This window comes from Phycisphaerae bacterium (assembly GCA_019636475.1).
GTDB lineage: Bacteria > Planctomycetota > Phycisphaerae > UBA1845 > UTPLA1 > JADJRI01.
Map to the genome: position 1 here is coordinate 308,984 of JAHBXN010000001.1, position 21,061 is coordinate 330,044.

Annotated in this window: 11 protein-coding genes; 5 read left to right on the plus strand and 6 right to left on the minus strand. The window is 60.2% G+C overall.

Annotation, left to right across the window (positions count from 1 at the left end; genetic code table 11):
- Positions 1 to 93: 93 nt before the first annotated feature.
- Together KF841_01325 and aroF are read left to right on the plus strand one after the other, a co-directional pair.
- Positions 94 to 750, plus strand: coding sequence for a dual specificity protein phosphatase family protein (locus tag KF841_01325; GenBank protein MBX3393986.1), 657 nt, complete (start codon positions 94 to 96; stop codon positions 748 to 750).
- A gap of 69 nt (positions 751 to 819) precedes the next feature.
- A complete protein-coding gene (aroF, locus tag KF841_01330) occupies positions 820 to 1,830 on the plus strand; it encodes a 3-deoxy-7-phosphoheptulonate synthase (protein ID MBX3393987.1) in 1,011 nt (336 codons plus the stop codon).
- Positions 1,831 to 1,848: 18 nt separating this feature from the next.
- Here the strand turns inward: aroF and KF841_01335 are convergent, their stop codons facing one another.
- The 5 genes from KF841_01335 to KF841_01355 form a co-directional block, all read right to left on the minus strand.
- Positions 1,849 to 4,191 carry a sulfatase-like hydrolase/transferase gene (locus KF841_01335; protein ID MBX3393988.1) on the minus strand — a complete coding sequence of 781 codons (2,343 nt, stop codon included), beginning with the start codon at positions 4,189 to 4,191 and terminating at the stop codon, positions 1,849 to 1,851.
- A gap of 290 nt (positions 4,192 to 4,481) precedes the next feature.
- The gene (locus KF841_01340; GenBank protein MBX3393989.1) at positions 4,482 to 9,005 is read right to left on the minus strand and encodes a dockerin type I repeat-containing protein; all 4,524 of its coding nucleotides are present in this window, start codon (positions 9,003 to 9,005) and stop codon (positions 4,482 to 4,484) included.
- A 743-nt stretch (positions 9,006 to 9,748) separates the two neighbouring features.
- Positions 9,749 to 13,099, minus strand: coding sequence for a hypothetical protein (locus KF841_01345; protein MBX3393990.1), 3,351 nt, complete (start codon positions 13,097 to 13,099; stop codon positions 9,749 to 9,751).
- Positions 13,100 to 13,715: 616 nt separating this feature from the next.
- Positions 13,716 to 14,909 (minus strand): Rieske 2Fe-2S domain-containing protein, encoded by a 1,194-nt coding sequence (locus KF841_01350; GenBank protein ID MBX3393991.1) that lies wholly within the window; start codon positions 14,907 to 14,909, stop codon positions 13,716 to 13,718.
- Position 14,910: 1 nt separating this feature from the next.
- The gene (locus KF841_01355) at positions 14,911 to 15,744 is read right to left on the minus strand and encodes a sulfite exporter TauE/SafE family protein (GenBank protein MBX3393992.1); all 834 of its coding nucleotides are present in this window, start codon (positions 15,742 to 15,744) and stop codon (positions 14,911 to 14,913) included.
- 258 nt (positions 15,745 to 16,002) lie between these two features.
- On the opposite strand from KF841_01355, the gene KF841_01360 reads away from it, so the two are divergent.
- The 3 genes from KF841_01360 to KF841_01370 all read left to right on the plus strand — a co-directional run bounded on the left by KF841_01360 (position 16,003) and on the right by KF841_01370 (position 19,139).
- Positions 16,003 to 17,352, plus strand: coding sequence for an HlyC/CorC family transporter (locus tag KF841_01360; GenBank protein ID MBX3393993.1), 1,350 nt, complete (start codon positions 16,003 to 16,005; stop codon positions 17,350 to 17,352).
- Complete coding sequence (locus KF841_01365) at positions 17,349 to 18,389, plus strand: DUF21 domain-containing protein (GenBank protein MBX3393994.1); 1,041 nt, start codon at positions 17,349 to 17,351, stop codon at positions 18,387 to 18,389. The genes KF841_01360 and KF841_01365 overlap by 4 nt, the downstream gene beginning before the upstream one ends.
- A gap of 93 nt (positions 18,390 to 18,482) precedes the next feature.
- Positions 18,483 to 19,139, plus strand: a complete 657-nt coding sequence (locus tag KF841_01370; protein MBX3393995.1) for a hypothetical protein — start codon at positions 18,483 to 18,485, stop codon at positions 19,137 to 19,139.
- A 66-nt stretch (positions 19,140 to 19,205) separates the two neighbouring features.
- Here the strand turns inward: KF841_01370 and KF841_01375 are convergent, their stop codons facing one another.
- Positions 19,206 to 21,014 carry a bifunctional phosphoribosylaminoimidazolecarboxamide formyltransferase/inosine monophosphate cyclohydrolase gene (locus tag KF841_01375; GenBank protein ID MBX3393996.1) on the minus strand — a complete coding sequence of 603 codons (1,809 nt, stop codon included), beginning with the start codon at positions 21,012 to 21,014 and terminating at the stop codon, positions 19,206 to 19,208.
- Positions 21,015 to 21,061: the final 47 nt, after the last annotated feature.

A 21,061-nucleotide genomic window follows, 5' to 3' on the forward strand; every position in this document is an offset into this window, starting at 1 on the left:
AGAAGCCGAGCCGAATTCGAACGGCATGATTTCGTTGAATCCGCGGTCGATTTCAATTGGGCCGAATACCGGCCTCGACGCGATGGCATGACGATGACACGCAAGATCCTGCTCATGCTTCTGTTGATTGCACCGCCGATTGCGACGGCCATCGTCACTCGACTGCAATCGCAGCCCCGGCGATTCGCCGAGGTTGTTCCCGGTGCAATCTATCGGGGCGGCCGACCGACGCCGGAACAAATTCGAGACCTTGGGCGAGATCGTCATATCCGCACGATTCTGAGCCTTCTCGAAGACAAGAGTACGCCCGAAGACCGCGATCGGCGGCGCGCCGCCCGCGCGTCGAACATCCGTCTGATGTGCATTCCGATGCCCGGAAACGGCACAGCCGAGTTCGCGCTTCTGGATATGGCGGCCGATGCGATTGCCAATCCGAGTAATCAGCCTGTTTTTTATCACTGCGCGGCGGGTAAGCAACGATCAAACGCGGTGCTCGCGGCGTATCGATTGCGCCATTGCGGCTGGACGCTGGAACAGGTGATCGATGAACTGGTGGAGAAATACGACCTTGAAAAGGACGGCGAAGAGAAGCCGCTGATGGACTACCTCGCGCGCTATGCCAGCTGGCTGGCCGTCCAGCAGGATCGTCCTTCGAGCGGAAATGCCAGCGCGAAGGCACGGAACCGGGCCCAACAATCGAGCGCCAACCTCGGAAGGTCGCCGCCAGCCTCGGCGAATACGCCGCAGTAGGCCGGCCCGCGTCCGTTGTTCGAGTGTCCCCGTCCTCAATCGACCAGATCAAGCTCAAAGAAATTTCCCATGCTCATCCTGATGCAAAAGAATGCCACCGAAGATCAGATTAAGGCCGTCTGCCGGCGGATTGAGCAGATCGGCTACCGCGCTCATGAAATACCGGGATCGACGCGCGTGGCCATCGGCATCACCGGAAACGAAGGCGCGGTCTCCACGGAACACTTCATTCATCTCCCCGGCGTGGCCGAGTGCGTTCCGGTCTCAAATCCGTACAAACTCGTGAGCCGGGAAGTAAAGCCTGAACCGACGGTTGTGAGCGTCGGAGGCGAGAAGATCGGCGACGGTCGCTTACAAATCATTGCGGGTCCGTGCTCCGTTGAATCACGAGACCAGATTTTTCGGGCAGCCGAGGCGGTCGCAAAGAGCGGCGCCAAGTTCCTCCGGGGCGGCGCGTTCAAGCCTCGCACTTCGCCTTACGCGTTTCAAGGTATGAAGCAGGAAGGGCTCCGGCTGCTGGAGGAGGTTCGGCAGGCATTCGGCCTGCGCATCGTGACGGAAGCAAAAGATTCCGAGACGCTCCCCGAAATCGCAGCGGTCGCGGACGTGATCCAGATCGGCGCGCGCAACATGCAGAACTTTTCACTGCTGGAGGCGTGCGGTCGGCTTCGCAAACCGGTTCTGCTCAAGCGGGGCATGATGGCCACGCTGAAAGAACTGTTTATGGCGGCCGAGTATCTCCTGTCGCTGGGCAACTACGAAGTCATCCTGTGCGAGCGCGGCATCCGTTCGTTCGAGACCATGACGCGAAACACATTTGACATCTCGGCCATTCCGCTGATTAAACGGCATACGCATCTGCCAGTGGTTGCCGATCCGTCGCACGGAGTGGGCATCGCATGGGCCGTACCGGCACTCGCCAAGGCAGCGGTCGTCGCAGGCGCGGATGCGGTCATGATCGAGGTACACCCGCAGCCGGACGAGGCCTTGTCTGATGGCCACCAGTCGCTGAATTTCCAAGTCTATGAGAAGCTGATTCGCGAGATGGCGTCGCTCGCGAAATGGCGCAACGATCAATAACTCCCGTCGTCATCGGCGCTACTGACTGCGAAACGGTTTTCGAGCCTCGTAAAGTTTCGCGCGAAATCCGATCCTGGCGGTCAGGTCTTTGTCACCCATCGCTTCCGCAGCGGATAGAGCCTGCCTCGCCGTGGCCAATGCATCCTCGAATCGCCCCACGGCCGCATAAATCGCGGCGAGGGCGTCCAGCGTCCGCGCATCACCCGGATTGGCCTGGGCCTGGGACTCGCCGAGCTTCACGCATTCGTGCAGTGTCTGGGCATCGACACCTTCGGTGGTCGCGGCCATCCAAACGAGCGGAGTCTTCATCGAATTCTCGCCCGGGTTCGCTGCGAGTGCGCCCTTCATCGCGGTAATCGCGTCGAGCTTCCGGCCGCTACCGATCAGTGCCTGGATATAGGCCTGCCTGGCCATCAGATTCGCCGGATCGATGACGAGACTCTTCTCGTATGCGGAGATCGCTTCGCTGGTCCGGCCGAGAGCTGCGCACACGTTGCCCAGATCGATCCATCCGGCAGCAGCCTGAGGCTTCAATTCGGTGTAGCGACGGAACGGCTCGTATGCCGCTGCAAAATCTCGCCGCTTCCAATGCACCATTGCAATGCTTCGCTGCGCATCGGCCATTTCCGGAAGCAACTCGGCCGTCCGCGAAAAGCACTTGAGCGCCGCTTCCAGCTTGTCCTGACGCTGAAGCGCTTCACCGAGCATCCACAACTTGTACGGGTCATCGGCACGGGTGCGAAGACTCATCGCCAGCGCACGTTCGGCATCGGCCGGTCGCCCCAACGTCAGGTAGGATGAACCGAGTGAGACATAGAGTTCGTCTGACTCGGGCGAGTCCTTTACGACTGACTCGAGGATCGGCATTGCCTCATTGATGCGGCCGGATTTCAGCATTTTCTGGGCAGTGACGTAGCGCAAGTAGGTTTCAAGCATCTGCTTGGGATCCCGCTCGCGGCCGGTCGGATCACTCGCGGTCGCCGATGCCCCAACGTAACCGAGGCTTTCAAGCATGCCGCGCGATGTCGCATCGGGTAAAACCGCGTTCGTTTCAATCGCGACAAACCGCGACGTCATCTGCACGAGCAACTCGCGAAATTCATCCGCGAGATCGGCGCGCTTCGAAGCGAGATTCACTGTTTCGCCCGGATCGGTTTCGCGATCGTACAATTCGCGAATCGGCGCTTCGACATATCGCCAATTGCCTCGCACCAGCGAGGTCATCGGCGCCCAACCATACGATCGCCACGGGTATTGGGTCTCTGAATAGATCAGGCGATCGCTCCATGATTCATCGGTCTCCCAGGTCGAACGCAGACTTCGGCCACTGCACCGCTCAAGCGGCTCCATTCCGATGAAGTCGGCCACCGTCGGGAAAATGTCAACAAGCTCGACCGACGCATCGATCACGCGACCCTTCGGCACGCGCCTCGGCCATCGAACGATGAGCGGCACGCGGAGGGTCGAATCGTGCAAAAGCAGACCGTGGGTCGGCTCGCCATGCTCCATGAGCGATTCGCCATGATCGCCGATGATCACGACCAGCGAATTGTCCCAATGCTCCGCGCGAGACAGTGCTTCGACCACGCGGGCCACCTGCGAATCCGCAAACGCAATTTCCCCATCGTAGGCATCGCTCATCTCATTAAACGGCGGCGGCGCGGCATAGGGCTCATGCGGATCAAAAAGATGCAGCCAGATGAAGAACGGTCCCGGTTTGCGATTTGACAGCCACTTAATCGCGGCGTCACAAGTGAGGTCGCCGCGCCGTTCGCCGTGGGAGCCGAAATCGTGCGATTCATTCAAGCCATCGTCATATACGTCGAATCCACGGTTAAGTCCAAATCGATGGTGCAGCACGAATGCAGAGACAAATGCCGCGGTCGCGTAGCCGCGCGCCCGGAGCGCGTCGGTCAAGAGCGGAATGGAATCTCTGATGGAATCGGTCGCATTGACCCGGCAGCCATGTACCGGCGGATGCACGCCGGAGAAGAGCGATGCATGAGATGGAAACGTCAAAGGCGCTGAGGAAATCGCTCTGCTGAATCGTGCACCCTCGAGCGCCAGGGCATCCAGCGCCGGCGTCATGGCACCGGCATGACCATAACAACCAATTCGATCGGCTCGTGTTGTATCAAGCGTGATCAGGACGATGTTGCTCGGCGCATCGGGCGGAAGCGATATCGGTTCGGAGGACTGTGACGAAGCAACAGGCGCGGATTGAGTTGTGACACGCGTCGGCGTCCCAGACGTCGACGTTCCGGTTGAGGATGGTGAGACGGCATTCGTGCCTTGGGAGGCGTCGCCGCCGGAGTTACCCGACTTACGGTCGCAACCTGCGGAGGCCATCAGCAGGATCATGCCTGTGATCACCATCACTGGTTGAACGGCAAGCCGAAACCTCCGAGGGTTTCTGTCGCAGGCGACTTTGTGGGATCTCTTCATCAACCGTTGCTCCATGCTGAAACAGGAACCCGATCCGCGATTTCATGGTATACAAATCGCTAATCGTCGACAAACCAATCCTGCCTGAATCGTACGCATTCCAGAAATGACATCGGCCCCCGAGACGTGTCGTCGCGGAGGCCGATGCTTGATTCCAAACCACGATGTTCGGATGCCGTTTCAGGCCATCCGATGTTGGCCGCTTATCACGGGCTCGTCAGCGTCAGGGTGAACGTGCCCGGATTGGTCGGCGTCGTGTTTCCGGTGTTGCCCATCTGCAGGAGATAGACCTGTCCCGGCGTCAACGTCGTCGAAGAAACGCGCGAGTAGTACGGCGGCGCATCTCCGCAGCCGTCGTCGTCGCACGCGACTTCCGTCAGCGCTCCGCAGGCACCGGAATAGATCGCCAGGGTCGAATCGAGCAGCGAACCGGTGCTGCCACAAATCGAGGCCGTGATGCGTCCGTTGGCCGGCGCGGTGAACTTGTACCAGATGGTGAACTCGGCCGGCGTCGGGGTGCCAGACCAGTGACAGCTATGCGGAAGATCACCGGCTTCGGTGCTGGCATCGCTATTATCCGCCTGAATGGGTGCGCCGTTGATATTCGCGGTCACGTCGATCGCGTTCACACAGAGGTCGTTCGGCGAGGACGGACACGGCGTTTCGCACGCGACGGTCACGCGATAGCGATTTCGCGTCTCACAGAGGTGAGGCGTGAAGGTTTCGGAACCAAGCACAACCAGCAGGTACTGACCGGCCGGCAGACATGCCGAACGCTGAACCTCCTGACAGGTGTTCGGGAACAACTGCACGTCGAGCAGGATCGGCAGATTGTCGCAGTTCGGGTCCAGCCGCGTGAGAACGACTCGCCCGTCATACCTCGTCGCCTGCATTGAAACCGTGATCTTGCTCAGCGTCGACGTCGTGAACCGGAACCAGTCCGTATCGCGGACCGCGCCGTCACTCCACGTCTCGCCGCAGATCGACTTCGGCTGGCCGCAGGTCAACGCGCCGAGTTCCTGCACGGCAGGGAAGACCGAGTCAAGGAAACAACCGCCATTGACATCGAACCCGCAGAACTCGTTTTCGATGATGTCACCTGGCTGGCATGTCACGGTACATGGGGCGGCCGGACAGGGATCAACGCCGCATACGCCATCGAAGTCGAAAGCGTAGCCGTCGTACTGAACGATGCAGGTGTCGATGTCGGTCTGCACACAGAGGGTGTTACCACCGCTGACATAGCAGCACTTGCCATCATCCAGAATATCCGAGCAACCGAATCCACCCAGCTTCAGGTTGAGGCAGAACGCCAGATCGGTGCCGAGGTAATCATCCGGGCAGGTGTAGGGCGCGGCATCCGGATCGGCCAGGCAGATTCCGTCACCGGAATCAGAACCTTCCCAGACCCAGAGGCAACCCGTGCCGGCGACGTTGTTCTGGATTTCAATCCAGTAGCACTGGTCGCGCACAACGGACACGGGATTGCTCAGCGTGGCCTGGTAGCGATACTCGTTCCAGAGACCGGCGATCTGACTGCCGGTTGCCGTTCTGGTCGCCGTGACACTCTGCGTGGCGATGAGGCTGCCCGCACAGAGGCTGGCATCGTTATAGATCGCAATGGTGAAGGCATCGCCACCGCCCGGACCGCAATCCGGCAAAGAAGCCGATGTGACGTCGATATAGGCACCCCACCAGCAAACACTCGTGATCTGCCCGCTGCGTCGCGGTGTGAAGTTGTCGGCCGAGCGGAAGTCCTCCGTATCGGCTGCGACGACGTTTGTCTGGTTCGGCAACTGGCAGGCATCCGGATCGGTGCACGGCGGAATCGGCGGGCACGGCGCCTTGCTGAGCAGAGCCGAAACAAACGGACCGACATCGTTCAGATTGACGGCGCCGTCGTTGTTGACATCGGCTCGGCAGAACTTCTGGCCGAAGCAGGGGCCGAAGCCGAATGCATCCACAACGCCTTCCGTCAGATACTGTACGAACAGATCCACATCTTCGCCGTCGAGGACGCCGCTGCCGTCCACGTCGCCCTTGCAGCAGTCCGTACTCGGTGATGCCGCGGTCACGCTGACCTTGAAGAGGTAGGCGGCGCCGCAGGGCACGTCGTTGGGCGCTTCAGCCCGGACGCGGACAAAATATCGTCCAGCGCACAGGTCGACCGTGAAGAGGTCCTCGGTGTCAACGCAACTGACAAAGGTCGTCAAGGTGGAAGCCGCCTCGGCCTGGCACGGATCGACTTCGCCGGCGCGGAACACCGTGAATCGAGCCGGGAATTCAGCGGCCACGAGGCGGAACTCCGCGGTTACGTTGCCGGCAAAATTCAATTCGTACCAGTCGTTATCCGGCCGATGACCGTGAACGCTATCGATATATACGCCGGCCGTTCCCCGAACGTAAATCGGATTGCCCGGAGTGGGCGGAGTCAGCAACTGGAAGTTCGGCGTTCCGGGGAGACTGCAGCCATCGTTGGTGCGATTTGAGGTGTTGTTACCGCAAACCGGCTCATTCTCGAGGATGGGCGTCACGGGGTTGCCATCCACTACATTCGTGACGTTGCAGACGAAGCACTGGGGAATGAGCGTGGCGGTCAGATTCAGCGTGGCCGCCGGTGAAAACGGATTCAGAACCGGATCGATCGATGCCACGTTCGTGTCGGCTCGGAACGGATTGAACGCGCCAATGGCAATGTAGACGCGGCCGTTCACTCCGCCGGCCTGATCGACTTCGTCGCGGCTGACACACAGACAGGAATCGAGCTGTCCGGCTGCCGCATAGCATGACGCAGTCTGGCTGGCACCTTCGGATGTTCCATCAGGATCGCCGAAGGAGCAGTCGTCGTTGACTTTGATCAGATTCTGGCAGTCGCCGTTCGAGAGGCCGCTCTGATCGCCGAATCCGGCGTACACTTCGATCACGGTGTCGAATGACGAACCGCAGGTGTCGAGGACAAGCGTTTGTCCGACACCGATGTTGTATTTGAAGAAGATCTTGTCCGTGATGCTGCGGGCGACCGTGCCTTCGTTGCCGCCGATCGCATTCTGGAGGCTGATCGCGTTGTAACACGCGCCGCCGAGCGTCGGGCACGGAAGCGTCCGGCAACCGATGGGGAACGTCTCAGGGAACTGGGCCTGGATCGCGGCACTCGCGCCTTCGACGTATCGCGTTCCGGCTTGCCAGAATCGTCCAAGGGCTTCGCAGTCTGAGCGGCCAATGATCGTGCAGACCGAGCCGTCCTCGCTGCAGCACCGACCGGCGTCAAGGTAGTTCACGCCGTTGAAATAAGGCACGAAGTCCACGTTGATCACGCCGTTGCCGCTGACCGAGTCAAAGGGCGTTCCGACGCGAATCCGATAGCGCTCGCCTTGCTGAACGCTCGGGACGCTGAGGAAGGAGAGCAGATTCTCGGCGCGGATGTCGTCATCGCATCCGACCTCGCCAACGTTGCCGAGGGTGATATCCTGGCAGATCTGCGCTGCGGTCCCGCTGACGGGTCCATAGACGACCACGACGGTGTCGTGATCGGAACCGAGCGTACTAATGACCAGATCGCCACCATTCGTCGCCGACGGGGAAAGCGTCGGAACGGTGTAGTCAAACCAGCGGTCGTGGTGCAGTGTGCCGGGCCCATTCGGGACGCAGGAAGCATCCGGCCCACCAGTCAGCGCATCCGAAGTGGTGAAGTTCGCCGTCGCACCCTGGCCGCTGAGCGTCAGGGCGTTGGTGCAGAGGTCGCCCGGCGTGGTGGAACCGCATGCCGGAGTGAAGACGGCCGATGCACATGTGGTGAAGGGAACAAAGCGATCGTTCGGACCGCTGCAATTGGCGATGGGCACGTTGTCCTGGCAGGGGAGCGTATTGTTCGCGCAGCAGGCTCCGGTAACCGTCAGAGGATTCACGGTGAGATTATCGAAATGGGCATTCTCATTCACATTCTGCCAGTTGTCGCTGATGATTCCGACCTGGTCGATTCGGGTGCCGGCTCCGTTGAGCATCTGGCCGGTGTAGATGAGCACATTGTTATAGAAGTAGCGGATCTGATTGGCACTGGGAATCAACTCGACGCGGAGGTGTCGATACTGTCCGACGGTGTATTCGACGCCTGTCGCGACGAAGGCCAGGCCACCGCCGGTTGCGTTGTCCAGAAAGGCCAATTCTCCCGGCGTGGTGTCGGGATCGCCGGTGTCACCGAAGTAGAACTTGATTCTCGCCGTGATGAAACCCTCGGCGACCGACTGCAGGACGATATCGTAGTCCGCCCCGTTATTTCCGCTGATGCGGACATCGCACTCAAAAACGCTCGGGCCCGCGGCGGGCGGCGGCAGCACCGGCGTCAATGCGATGATCTCCGTTCCATTGGTGAGCGAGGTGTTGTCCACAATCCGCAAGCTTCGCAGACCGGTGAAGGGAGTAACGGTCGAAACTGTAGCCCACGTCGTTCCGGAACCCACGGAGGTTACCCATCCGACCTGCCCGGCAATGTTGCCGTTTGCGTAGCCTTCACCGGTCTCGAATCCGGCAAAGTAGGTCCCGGGACCGCGCGGCGTACCGTCATCAAAAGGGTCCAATGCAGACGGATCCGCAATGATTGCCTCCGCAGAGACCGGCTGCCAGGATTTTTCGGGCACCGGCGGTTCATCGGCTGAGACGACGTTCGCGGACGCAAGCAGCGCCGCGATACAGAGGGAGAGTGGGCTCTTCCATTTTCCCGGACGACCAAACATTTTCATACCTCCTGGGTGGATCCGTGGTCGCGATTCATCGCGGACACTTTTTTTCAGCACTTAACGATCGAAACGCCGCGCCCGATGGCCACCATCAAGGCACACGCCGATTGGTAACTGATTCTGCCAGCGAATTCTCCACTCACGGGCGCGCATCAGATCTCTCATATGGGAAGGTCCGACAATTCAGGGTACGACTGACTGCCGTCAGATTGGCACTCGTGCGGGAGGTGAGGTCAGCTGTGTTCGTTATTCGACGTTCCCGCATCCCAAAATACGAGAACCCCCTGCTGCCCGAACCGCTGACAACCCCGCCAATCCTGAGACGCCGGGTCGCGTCTCTACTCCAGACGACCGACCGCTGCATGGTAACAAAACTCTCGGACCTTAGTCAATTATTCCGCCAACAACGCGAAACGATACCGGCAACCACCCTATGTGCTTTGCCAGCCTAACGTTACATTAATTTCTCTCACACGCGACACGACCAGACTACGCCGCGCATGGACTTCATCGTCCATCCGAGCCTCCGGGTCACGCTAACTTTGCGGCCCTGAGGCGACGCGACGAGGACTTCGACTTCAGACCCGGTAGCCTCTCGGTTGATCCAAAAAAAAGGCCGCGGCGCGAGAGATTCCTCTCGCACCGCGGCCGTTTGAGACTTTATTTGCGCCGGAACCCCGTCACCCGAACAATGCCCGGCTGGCGGTTATTCCGACGGGATGAACGGCGTCAGACCGTCATCACGGGCAGCTCGGTCCGCTGAGCAGGAACTCAACGAACTTCGCAATGTCGCCGTTCGCGCCGAAGATATCAGTGAGATCGCCGTTCTCGCTGGCGTCGGCACAATCGCAATTGGTGCCGGTGCCGAGCAGACAGCGGACGAACTCCTGAACATCAAGGCCGTTGCGGAGACCATCACTGACCGCACCCGCCGGACCACCGACGTCACCCGGGCAGGCGCAGGCCACCGGGCACGGCGAATTGAGGTTCAGCGTGATCAGCCCAACGCTCGCCGCATCGAACGACGTGACCTGGACATAGTAGACCTGTCCATTGACGGTCGTCTCGAGGCAGATTCGCGACTGGAGCGGATCGGCGCAGGCATCGTCGTCCTCACTGCAACCGACTTCGTTGGCGAGCGTGAGCAATGTCGGGCAACCTTGTTCCGGACCATAGGTGTAGACCGCGAGCACGGTATCCGACACGACGCTGTTGCAGGTGCTGACCTCGACGCTGTTGCCGGTGCCGGTGAAGGCCACCCAGAAGTTACCAACGCCGTCGCCGTTGCCGGTGCCGCCGAAGCAGCTCGGGTCCGGATTATCCGGGAAGCTCGGGACGGGGATGCTGAACTCCTGCGAGAACTGCGCCGTGTTGTTGAACACATACGGCGAATTGGCAAAGCTGAGGAGCGGCACGCCGCCCGGCTGGCCAAGGCCGTCCGGATCGCACTGGTCATAGGTAGCGCAGATCGAGGTGGCACAGGTTGCGCCAGCGAGCCACGAACCGGCATAGTCGATCAGACCGGTCGATTCGCAGGTGACGGCATTGATGGAGCTGTCGAGGCCGTTGTCGACGCAAGCGCCGTCAGCCAGACAGCACGCACCGAAGCACAGACCTTCGCCGCAGGTGGAACCGACGCCGAAGAATGTGCCGAACTGGGCATCGCAATCCGCTTCCGTCACGACTTCGCATGTACCGCTGACGCAGCATGCACCCTGACAGATCGGACTCGTCGGGAACTGTTGCGGCGGCGGACAAGCCTGTCCGACCGTCGTGAACTCACCACCGAGGTTCGCACAATCGGTCGGTCCGACCGAGGTGCAGAACGGATCGGCTGACAAACAGCAGGCACCCGGAAGCTCAATCGCGCTGTCGCAACCGTCGGCGTTGATCGAGACGTCAACGCAGATGGCCATGTCGTGCGGGATGAGGTCATCGGAGATCCACGCGGAAGTGGTGTCGCCGACGTGCTGAGCCGCACTGGAGTCACCCGCCGGGCCGGAGAGCCACAGCCACTGGCAGTTGCCGCCGGTCGTGTTGTTGACGATCTCGATCCAGTAGCAGATGTCCGCCTGGACCGGGAAGTTCAGACCGGTGAACGTGTACTGATAGACACGTCGTCGACCGCTTGTCAGGTTCAAATCGAGACCGGTGTCGACCTTGACGGCCGACGCACCGACGTTGTAGGTGGCCAGGATCTGGTACGGGAGATTCAACGCCTCGTTCCAGATTCGGATGCGGAAGTTATCGGGAACATCACCGTTCTGCGGATTGCAGGGCACGTTGCCTGCGCCGAAGTTTCGGTAAGCGCCCCACCAGCGGACCGAGTTGATCGTTCCGTTGGCGACCGGAGTGACGTTGTCAGCCACGAGGAAGCCGGCGAACGTCGGGCTCAGGTCAGATGTTCGACCGACCGTATTCTCGACGCCGTTGCCGGCATAGTTCGGAAGCTGTCCATCACCGCCATCCATGCACGACGGCGGGCAGATGATGTCATCGCAACCCCGACCGAGTGCAAAGTGTTTGCCAGCGCCCGTGCAGTCACCGGGCAGAACACCTTCGGTGCAGGTGTCGGTGTTGAGATCGCAGCAAGCGCCAATCAGAGCAACACACGTGTAGTTCGGATTGTTGCAATCGCCGCCGAATCCGCCGTAGGTGAAGCGTTCCGTGGGGCCGTCGCAATCCGGCTGGCCGCCGGCGACGTTGGTGCAGGTGCCGTCGGAGATATCGCAGCAGGCACCCGGCTCAAGAATCGGCTTGGCGAAGACGACGAACGGGACGTTCGCGACGCCACCGATGACCCAGCCGCAACCGGAATTTCCGGCCAAGCAGAGGGCGATCGAGCTGGCACGCTGACCAACAATCGCCTCCGTGCCGTCCACGAGGAACGCGGTGTTCGCAAGCACCGGCTCGACCGTCACGAAGATCTGATTCGGAACCGGAACGTTCGGCAGATTGAACGTCGCAACGAGGAATCCGCCCGGGGTCGGGTCGGAGAGCAGCGGGGCATCCATCAGGCCCGTGTAGAGCAGCGTCGCCGAGGAGCCGCAAGCCGTAACCGGCGGGCTCTGGGTCGACGGGCAGGCCGTCCAGACATTAACACGAAGGTTGTACGGCGTGCCGGCGGGGGCAGTCGTATTGCGAACCAGGGTATCGATGCGGCAGAGCGCACGATTGCCGGCCGCGAGATTCATGCCGTTACCGACGTTGTTTCCAACGCCGACGAAGGTGTAGAAGAATCCGCCGGTGTAAGGATTCGAATAAACAACCTGGCCGCAGGGGCAGGTCGTTTCGGCGCAGGTGGTGTCATAGCCGTTCCACAGACCGCCGAGCGATGCGCAATCGACATCGGTCGCGACTTCCTGGCAGGTGCCGTCGCCGAGGCAGCAAGCGCCGCTGGGATTGCCGTTGCAGGAGATGAACAGCGAGCCGGTGCCGATTTCGAACGCATCGAAGCCGCCCACACTGATCCGATAGGTCGTGCCCGAGGTGACAAGGGCTTGAACCGTTGAGTGAAAGTTCGGGGCACCGCCGCAAGCATTGAATTCGTCGTCGTCATTGCAGCCGACGAGCGTCAGCGCGCCACACGAGCCGGAATAGATGGCCACGCGGGTGTCATAGTCGGCGCTGCCGCCGAGCTGCTCGCAGGTCGTGACCGTCAACAGGCCCGTGCAGGTCGCCTGATAGGTGAACCACACGTTGTTGTTGAGCGTGCCGGCGATCTGGCACTCCGCAGCCGTATGAGTCGGGCCGTCGGGCAAAGCTGAAGTGGTATCGAACGCATTCGCGCCGTCGTTGGCGGCCGTGGCATTCGCGCACTCGTCGGCACCCGGACCGCGCGGCGCGGCGGGGTCGAGGTCGGTTCGCGGCCCACGAGAGACCTTCGCCTGAATGGAGTCGTCCGGTGTCCCGGGGAGAATCCCGTCCGTTCCGATCACTTCGCCGTCCGAAACGGGCTGAAGGTCGGAAATCGTCGCTTCATTGGTCGGCGGACCTTCCGTCGGACCATCCGCAAAGACGCGAACGGACATCGACGCGATGCCGATCGCAAACAGTGCTGCAAGACAACTACACAACCTGAACTTACCCATCTCCACACACTCCTTCCGTCCGGCAGTCCGGACACGTACAAGTACCACGCCTCCGAAGAATGCAGATCAATCCACGATTCAGCCGCGCACACGGCGTGCGCGAGAATCGACGGAGCACAAAGCGCGGACCGACCTAATTTAAAACAAGTCTTACAGTGTTAATCGCGGGTCAATTGACCCCGCCAGCGGCCTGCAATCGCGAATGCGAGTCGAGACTGGCCGAACTGCGGGAATCCCCTCTTGGATTGACCCCACTCCTACCGTTACGTCGCTGCCCAGGCGGCCCCTAACCTACCGCCTAAATTGCAAACCCCATACGATGTTGACTTATTCCGTTTCCGGGCACTTCCCCGAAACGAATGAACACCATCGTCCACTATCTTCATCGTACCTGTTTCAATCCTTCGCAGTCAAGGCTTTGCGAATGTTGTGAGGCGATTTTGCGCAATGCCCAGATTCAGCCATAAACTTTTTGCTTGCATAGCTTTATGGACGCAAGCAAATCATCAAACCGCCGAGTCCGGGCCGATTTTGCGATCGGTCTGGTTGGTTCGATTCGCGTCGGTAACCCGCGATTTGCACGGAAACTCGGCCAAACCGAACGGGACCGCCCCGTTCAGACCGAGCGCCCGGTTGCGATGTCCGATCCTGTTCGCGAGCCGGAGTCGGCGGATGCGGATAGGGACCGGTTCATGTAATCGTGCAGGCGGCGATGAAACTGCTGCTCGCCCGCTTCACGGCGCACTGACAGCCGACCCGTGTCATAGGCTCGTGATGTTAGCCCACGCTGTACGGATTCACAGACATCGATGTCCTCCTGCTGCACGCGCTCGCCCACCATGACGCTGCGCTGATTGCGGTCGAGTGCCGCCGGCTCGACATTATCAAAGTAGAAATCAAAAATTACCCGGCATCGATTCACCGCAAGCGGCATGACGAGATTCGTGTCCATGACTCCTTCATACCAGTTCAGCATGAAATTGGGATATACCCAGTAATAATACGCGCGATTACCACGGCGAACGGACGCGGTGTCGGCATCGCTCCCGGCCGTCAACGGACTTGATTGCAGGCAATAGTTGCCACATGTCTCGATTGTGTACTCACCATAATCAAGGACCGTATTCAGGCTCTTGTGAAGGTGAGGGACGTGGTAGCCGCCGTCGAGGTAGTTGTCGACATAAACCTTCCAATTGCATTTCAAGTCGTAGGATCGCCGTTCAAAAAACCGCAGACTGGTCAGATTCAGGGATTCGACGCGCGTCGGCATGTCTCCGAGAAAGGCGGCCAACGACTCCGAACCTTTGGCGAGGGCATCCGCGGGCGCCCCGCCGGCTCCGAGTTTCACGAAGACGAAGTTCTCCCATGTCTCGACACGGATGGGAACCAGGCCATTGTCCCGCTTTCTGAAGTCTTGCACGCCGTCCCAGTCGGGCATGCCCTTGAGCGAGCCGTCGAGCGCGTAGGTCCATGCGTGGTAAGGGCATTGCATGACATGACAGCGTCCCTGCGGCTGGGTCATGACGGCAGCGGCATGATGCCGACATACGTTGTAGAATGCGCGAAGCTGGTGATCCTCGCCGCGAACCACGACCACCGGTTCGCCGGCCACATCGGTCGTTACATAGTCGCCCGCATTCTTCAGTTGATCGGCTCGCGCGGCGAACTGCCATGTGCCGCTGAAGACCGCGGATCGTTCGAGCTCGGCGATTCGCGCATCCGTGTACCATGATGAAGGGATGGTCGAAGCACGATCGAGTTTCAGTCCCGGCTGATATGCTTCGATCAATCGCCTGAGTTCCGCTGACATATCAAGACCCTCCGTAAATCTGCGCCCAACCTGTCGTTGCGAGCCGGATAATCGCATAGATGAGCAGCAGACTGAACGCCAGGCGAGTAACTCGGACCGGCCACACGTGAACCTTCGCGGCTGAATACCATGATCCGATCATGGCAGGCGGCGCCATCACGATCGCCATCCAGATCGCGTCGGTCCAGTCATGTCCGTGGCCTGACAATTTCGCCGACTTGAATGCCGCGCCGACGACACTGGTCCACAGTATCGCCGAAGCGGAATTCGCAATTGCATTGCGAAGGGGAATCCGAAGGAGCAATTGTTGCGCCGGCACGGCGAAAAGTCCGCCTCCGATGCCGAGCAATCCGCCCGTCACCCCGGTGGGCACGCCGACTCCGGCGAATGCGACGAAGCCGGACCGTTCCGCAGCCTGAGACTCTGAAATCCGCGGCATGCGGATTGCCGATGTGAGCCTTCGAAGATTGTAGATCAGCACATAGGCGAGAAATATGGCGAATGCGATCTGCAGATAGCCCTGTCCTGCCCCTCGAAACACCGGCAGTTCGCTTAGATAGACTCCCGCGACGACTCCGATCAACGCGCCCGGAATCATCCATCGGGTAATCGGGCGAAGCGTGGCCCGGGCCTGAAAGTGCCGAATGACCGACGGAACGACGACAAAGAAGTTCACGATCATCGCGGCCGCCTGATAGAGATGCTGCTGCCGGCCACCGAAGAAAATGATGAGGGCCGGGATAATGACGACCGAGCCACCGATGCCGAGCAGACCTCCGCAGAATCCGGCGAGTAGACCGATCGGCAGGAGCGTCAACAGTTCGTCGCTATTCATGGGTTTGTCCGCGAGATCGTATCGATCAAACCAGAGGCCACAAGCTTCGTTGGCCCGATGATACCGTATCGCCCATTCGGCGCCCGGATCAATCCAGACTGACTTGAGCCCGATTGATATGAAAGACCGATCCGCCGTTCGAACGTGCGGTTGATGGAACTGTTCGCCGAAGCGCGTGCCTGCCATGGAAAGAGACGGGGCCGCATCTTCGGGCGTTGGACTTTTTCTGCTATCATCGCGTAAGGCAGGGAGCCGCACATGACGCTTGAGGTGCTTGTCCACAACATCCCCGAATTGGTCACGCTGGTCATTCTCACAGGCGTGAGCGGGATGGTTTCCGCCAGCGAGACCGCCCTATTCGCGCTTAACAGGCAGCAGATTAACCGGTATCGCAGCATGAAATCCGCGACGGCGGCGACCATCGTTCGACTGCGCGAGAATCCGTCGGAGTTGTTGGCGTCGGTCCTTCTATCAAACACGACCATCAACATCCTGTTGTATTCGATACTTGGCGTGACCGTCGGGGCCTTGGCGAATGGCTCGGCGGTCTGGACGGGTGCGCTCGGCGTGGCGGGCTTCATCATGGTTCTGCTGTTCGCGGAGATTCTGCCCAAGCTGATCGCTCTGACGCTCAGTGAACGGCTTGCGCCGATGGTGGCGCGGCCGATGCGTGCAATTGAAATTCTGACGCATCCAGTTCGTCGCGTGATGGACGCCACGCTGATTGAACCACTGACTCGCGTTCTCACACCGGCTCCGCCGGCGTCGATCGACGAGGACGACCTGCAACGCCTCGTGAGCATCAGCCGCAACGAAGGACTTCTCGACGACGCTGAAAATGTGCTGCTTCATCAGCTTCTGGACCTGAAGCATCTTCGGGTGAGCGCGCTGATGACGCCGCGCGTGGATGTGGCCGCATTCGACCTCAATGACTCGCGAGAACATCTCATTCGGCTGTTCAAGTCCCATCGCCTGATGAGACTGCCGGTGTTTGAGGATGACATCGACCACATTACGGGCTACGTCTCGTCGCGCGATGTGCTCCTGAGTCCGACCACACCCATCAGGCAGCTTGTGCGGCCGGTCCATTTCTTCCCTGAGCAGGCCGGCAGCGAGATGCTCTTGAAGCACTTTCGCGAAACTCAGACCCAGTTCGCCGTGGTGGTGGACGAGTACGGTGGACTGGCGGGCGTGGTGGCGCTGGAGGATGTGGTTGAGGCAATCGTGGGCGACCTTCGTGCCCCGGAGGAGAAATCCGACCTTCCGATGATCGAAAAGTCGGACGATCTGCACTACCTCGTGGATGCCGGGCTGGATGTCGGCGATTTCTGCCAGGCCTTCGAACTGCCGGAGGAGGAGACCCGCATCCACACCGTCGGCGGGCTGATCAGCGAGCGACTCGATCGACTGCCCGAACCGAGAGACGAAGTCGTCATCGGGCACGCCAAGCTCACGGTGCTTGGCATGCGGCGGCGCCGGGTGGTGCGCGTGCTTGTGACACTTGACCGGCCGATTCGAGACAATCCGGATCTGATGATTCTGCTGAAACAATCGGAGGGATCGACCGAGCAAATGAGGTCCAGCGCGGACGGCGGAGGGGTGTCATGACGCCGACAGCGATCATGGCCGATATGGCCCTGCCGGAAATGATGTGCTGGATTGGATTGTGCGCGGTGTGTGTCTTTTTCTCCGGCCTGTTCAGCGGGGCTGAGACGGGCATGTACTGTATCAATACCACGCGCGTGCGACTCGCGGCGCATCAGAAGAGTGCGGCGGCGATTCGGATGCAGCTTTTGTTGCGCGATCGCGGCGGGCTGCTCTTCACGACCCTTTTCGGGACCAACCTGGCGAATTACCTTGCGCCGGCCTGCCTGACGATCATTTTTCTCAGCACGATCGCAGATCACACGCGAGAGGAGACCGAGAGTCTGGCCGAGCTCTACACCACGCTGATCCTCACACCGATTGTGTTCGTTCTGGGCGAAGTCGTGCCGAAGAACGTATTCAATCGCAATGCCGAAGCGCTCATGCTGCGATTCTCCGGGATCATCTTTCTGGCGCATCGCATCTGCGAGAAGCTGGGCATCATCTGGCTTCAGCGAAAATTCTCAGAGATCGCCTTTCGAGGAATGAACCCAAACGCGCGCGATACGGCAGGCGTGAAATCGCGGCTTGATGTCTTTCAGATGCTCCGCGAGGGCGCGGCGGAAGGGACAATGAGCCTCACCCAAATGTCGATTCTCGAACGCATCGATCGACTGCGGTCGTTGCAGGTATCGGCGGTGATGGTTCCGCATTATCAGGTTGTGATGCTCGCGGCGGACGACACACGCAAGTCGGCCGAGCCGCTGCTTCGGTTGTCGCGCGTCTCGCGGCTGCCGGTCTACGGTGACGACAAACGGAACGTCGTCGGCGTCGTGCATGTGCTCGATCTTCTCACGGCCGGCGGCGATCGGACGGCCCGAAACCTGATGCGTCCACCGATCGAAATCTCTCCGCAGACGCGTGTGGTCGATGCCCTTTCGCGTCTTCAGCGTGAATTTCGCAGAATGGCGATTGTGGTGGACAGCAAACGGCGCTGTCTTGGAATCGTCACGGTCAAAGACCTTGTGGAGGAAATTGTCGGCGAGTTGAAAGCGTGGTGAGCCGCGACGACGCGAGAACCGAGGAGGCCGTGCGTCCGATGCCGAAACTCACGCCGCGTTCACGCCGGCAAACCGGAACGCTATAATTCGGCCATGTCGCTGATTATTCCCAATCGGTTCCTGTTTAAGTTCGAGTTTCAGCTCAATTGGTGCGCGACCGCACCCTCCATTGACGGCCGACTGGAAAACTGGGACCCCTCATGGCGGCTGCCCGCCCTTCATCAGCTGGACGAAGAGCCGGGCTTTGCGGAAGTGTTCGCGACATGTGACGAAGACGGGCTCTATATTGCCGCGCGCGTCTCCGGTAAGAGCAGACCTCCGATTTGTGATCCGGAACGATTCTGGAAATCCGATCATGTTCGGGTCATGACCGACATGCGCGACACACGGAGCATCCGCCGAGCGACGCGCTTCTGCCAGCACTTTCACCTCCTCCCAACCGGTGGCGGACGGGACGGCCGAGCGGCCATCGCCGGCGCGGACAAAGTTCAACGGGCCACGGAGGACGCCCCCCTTCCCAAGCCCGGTGAGATCCCGATCAAGTCCACGCTCAGTCGTGGCGGCTATACGCTAACCGCTCAACTGCCCGGCGCGATTCTGAACGGGTTTGACCCGATTGAGAATCCTCGCATCGGCCTGTTCGTGATGGTCGAAGATACCGAACTGGGCCGTCAATCGATCACCATCGGTGACGAGCTGAACTGGTTCATCGATCCCAGTACGTGGCCCACGGCGGTCCTGAGTAAGTGACACGAATTTGGCACCTCGGCGGCGAGATCGAAAGGCTTGCAGCCGTTCTACCAGTCTGATACCGGGTTAGTGCTTAAAGTGCCGCGTTCCGGTGAAAATCATCGCCACGCCTCGTTCATTGCATGCAGCGATGACTTCGTCGTCCCGCTTGCTTCCGCCGGGCTGTATCATCGCCGTCACGCCGGCATCGATGAGGATGTCCGGACCATCGCGAAAAGGGAAGAACGCATCGCTTGCGGCGGCCGCGCCGGCCAGCTTCAGGGAATGACCATTTTCACGAGCGAGCCAGGTCGCAATTCGACAACTCATCACGCGGCTCATCTGGCCCGCACCATTTCCGATGAGCATGCCGCCTTTGCAGAGACTGATGGCGTTGCTCCGCGTATGTTTCGCAATCAGCCATGCGAGCCGCAAGTCCGACCATTCCGCCTCACTCGGCGGGCGCGCGGTCACCACGCGCCACTGATCCTCGTTGAGACAGACGACGTCGCGATCCTGAACGAGCATGCCGCCGGCAATGCGCTTGTAATCGAAGGTAGCCGCTGAAGGCGTCATGTTCATGTCGCCCACGGCGAGCAGCCGGACACTCTCACCCCACTTCTTTCTCGGTGGATGCGGCAAGTCGGCGGCCGGCTCAGCCGTTCCCCGTATCAACTTGACTGCGTCGGGGGTAAAATGCGGAGCAACCCACACCTCGACGAAGAAACCGCCGGGAGCGGCCGGATGACCCGCGGCTTTCAACGGCCGACCGAAGCGATCGTATGTTTCCATCACCGCAACGGCAAACGCGGCATCGATGCCAAAGTTACAAGCGAGGATACCGCCCATCGCGGCGTTCGGATCACCAAGGTAGGCTTTTTGAAAGGCATCGATCGGATCGTGGGCAAATCCGACGCCGCACGCATTGGTGTGTTTAATGAAAACACACGCTGTATGTGGCCGCGATGCGGTTTCATCGACAAAGGTGTCTACATGGCCGACATGAATCCGTGCTCTTGCAAGTTCGGAACAAATTGCCAAGGCTGCGTCCGCATCTAGCAGGTTGTTAAACGACAAATCCTGCCCTGCGTCGCCATGCTCATCCAAGAGCCGGACTCCGGGTTCCCTCTCATTCAGAGCGGCACGAAATCCGCGCTGATGCGGGTTCTCCCCGTAGCGCAGCGGAGATACGTCCCCCAATTCGAGCGAGTGTGGCGGATCCGTTTTCGGATGCGCCTCGCAGGGATGTTCGCCGGCCGCTTCGAGTGCCGAGGATAACAGATTATCCAATTTGTCGGAGACCGACTTCGCGAGATACGCCTCGACAGCCGCGTCATAGTCGGAGGTCAGTTGGAACGCTCGCGTGGCCAACGCGGTCCGCACCGCTTCCAAGTTCCGCCCTCCCGACCGCATCTCATTCAGAATCAATTGCTGCGCGGTTGAATTGCAGATCACCAACACGTGCCGGTGATTCTTTGCAGCCGCCCGGATCAGGCAGGGGCCACCAATGTCGATCATCTCAATCGCCTGCTCTATGGCGCAGTTCGGATCCGCCACGGTGGCGCTGAACGGATAAAGGTTGACCACGACCATGTCGATCGGTTCGATGCGATGCTCGGCCAGTTGTCGCATGTGATCGGGGTTGTCGCGGTCGGCCAGAATGGCCGCGTGAATCTTCGGGTGCAAGGTCTTGACGCGGCCATCGAGCATTTCGGGGAAGCCGGTGATCCGCTCAACCATCGTGACGGGAATTCCGGCGTCGCTCAGATGCCTTGCAGTGCCGCCGGTGGAGAGAATTTCAATACCGAATTCGTCCACAAGCGCGCGGGCGAACTCGACGATTCCGGCCTTGTCGTAGACAGCAATCAGCGCACGTCGGATATTGGATTGGGGCATGACCGGCAGTGTAGCGTAACCGGCGAAAGGGAGAAATGCGCCTGGTG

Coding starts and splice junctions, on each gene's coding strand:
- KF841_01340 (MBX3393989.1), bottom strand. CDS start 9,005: ATGTTTGGTCGTCCGGGAAAATGGAAGAGCCCACTCTCCCTCTGTATC.
- KF841_01365 (MBX3393994.1), top strand. CDS start 17,349: ATGACGCCGACAGCGATCATGGCCGATATGGCCCTGCCGGAAATGATG.
- KF841_01350 (MBX3393991.1), bottom strand. CDS start 14,909: ATGTCAGCGGAACTCAGGCGATTGATCGAAGCATATCAGCCGGGACTG.
- KF841_01360 (MBX3393993.1), top strand. CDS start 16,003: ATGACGCTTGAGGTGCTTGTCCACAACATCCCCGAATTGGTCACGCTG.
- KF841_01325 (MBX3393986.1), top strand. CDS start 94: ATGACACGCAAGATCCTGCTCATGCTTCTGTTGATTGCACCGCCGATT.
- KF841_01345 (MBX3393990.1), bottom strand. CDS start 13,099: ATGGGTAAGTTCAGGTTGTGTAGTTGTCTTGCAGCACTGTTTGCGATC.
- KF841_01370 (MBX3393995.1), top strand. CDS start 18,483: ATGTCGCTGATTATTCCCAATCGGTTCCTGTTTAAGTTCGAGTTTCAG.
- KF841_01355 (MBX3393992.1), bottom strand. CDS start 15,744: ATGAATAGCGACGAACTGTTGACGCTCCTGCCGATCGGTCTACTCGCC.
- KF841_01375 (MBX3393996.1), bottom strand. CDS start 21,014: ATGCCCCAATCCAATATCCGACGTGCGCTGATTGCTGTCTACGACAAG.
- KF841_01335 (MBX3393988.1), bottom strand. CDS start 4,191: ATGATCCTGCTGATGGCCTCCGCAGGTTGCGACCGTAAGTCGGGTAAC.
- aroF (MBX3393987.1), top strand. CDS start 820: ATGCTCATCCTGATGCAAAAGAATGCCACCGAAGATCAGATTAAGGCC.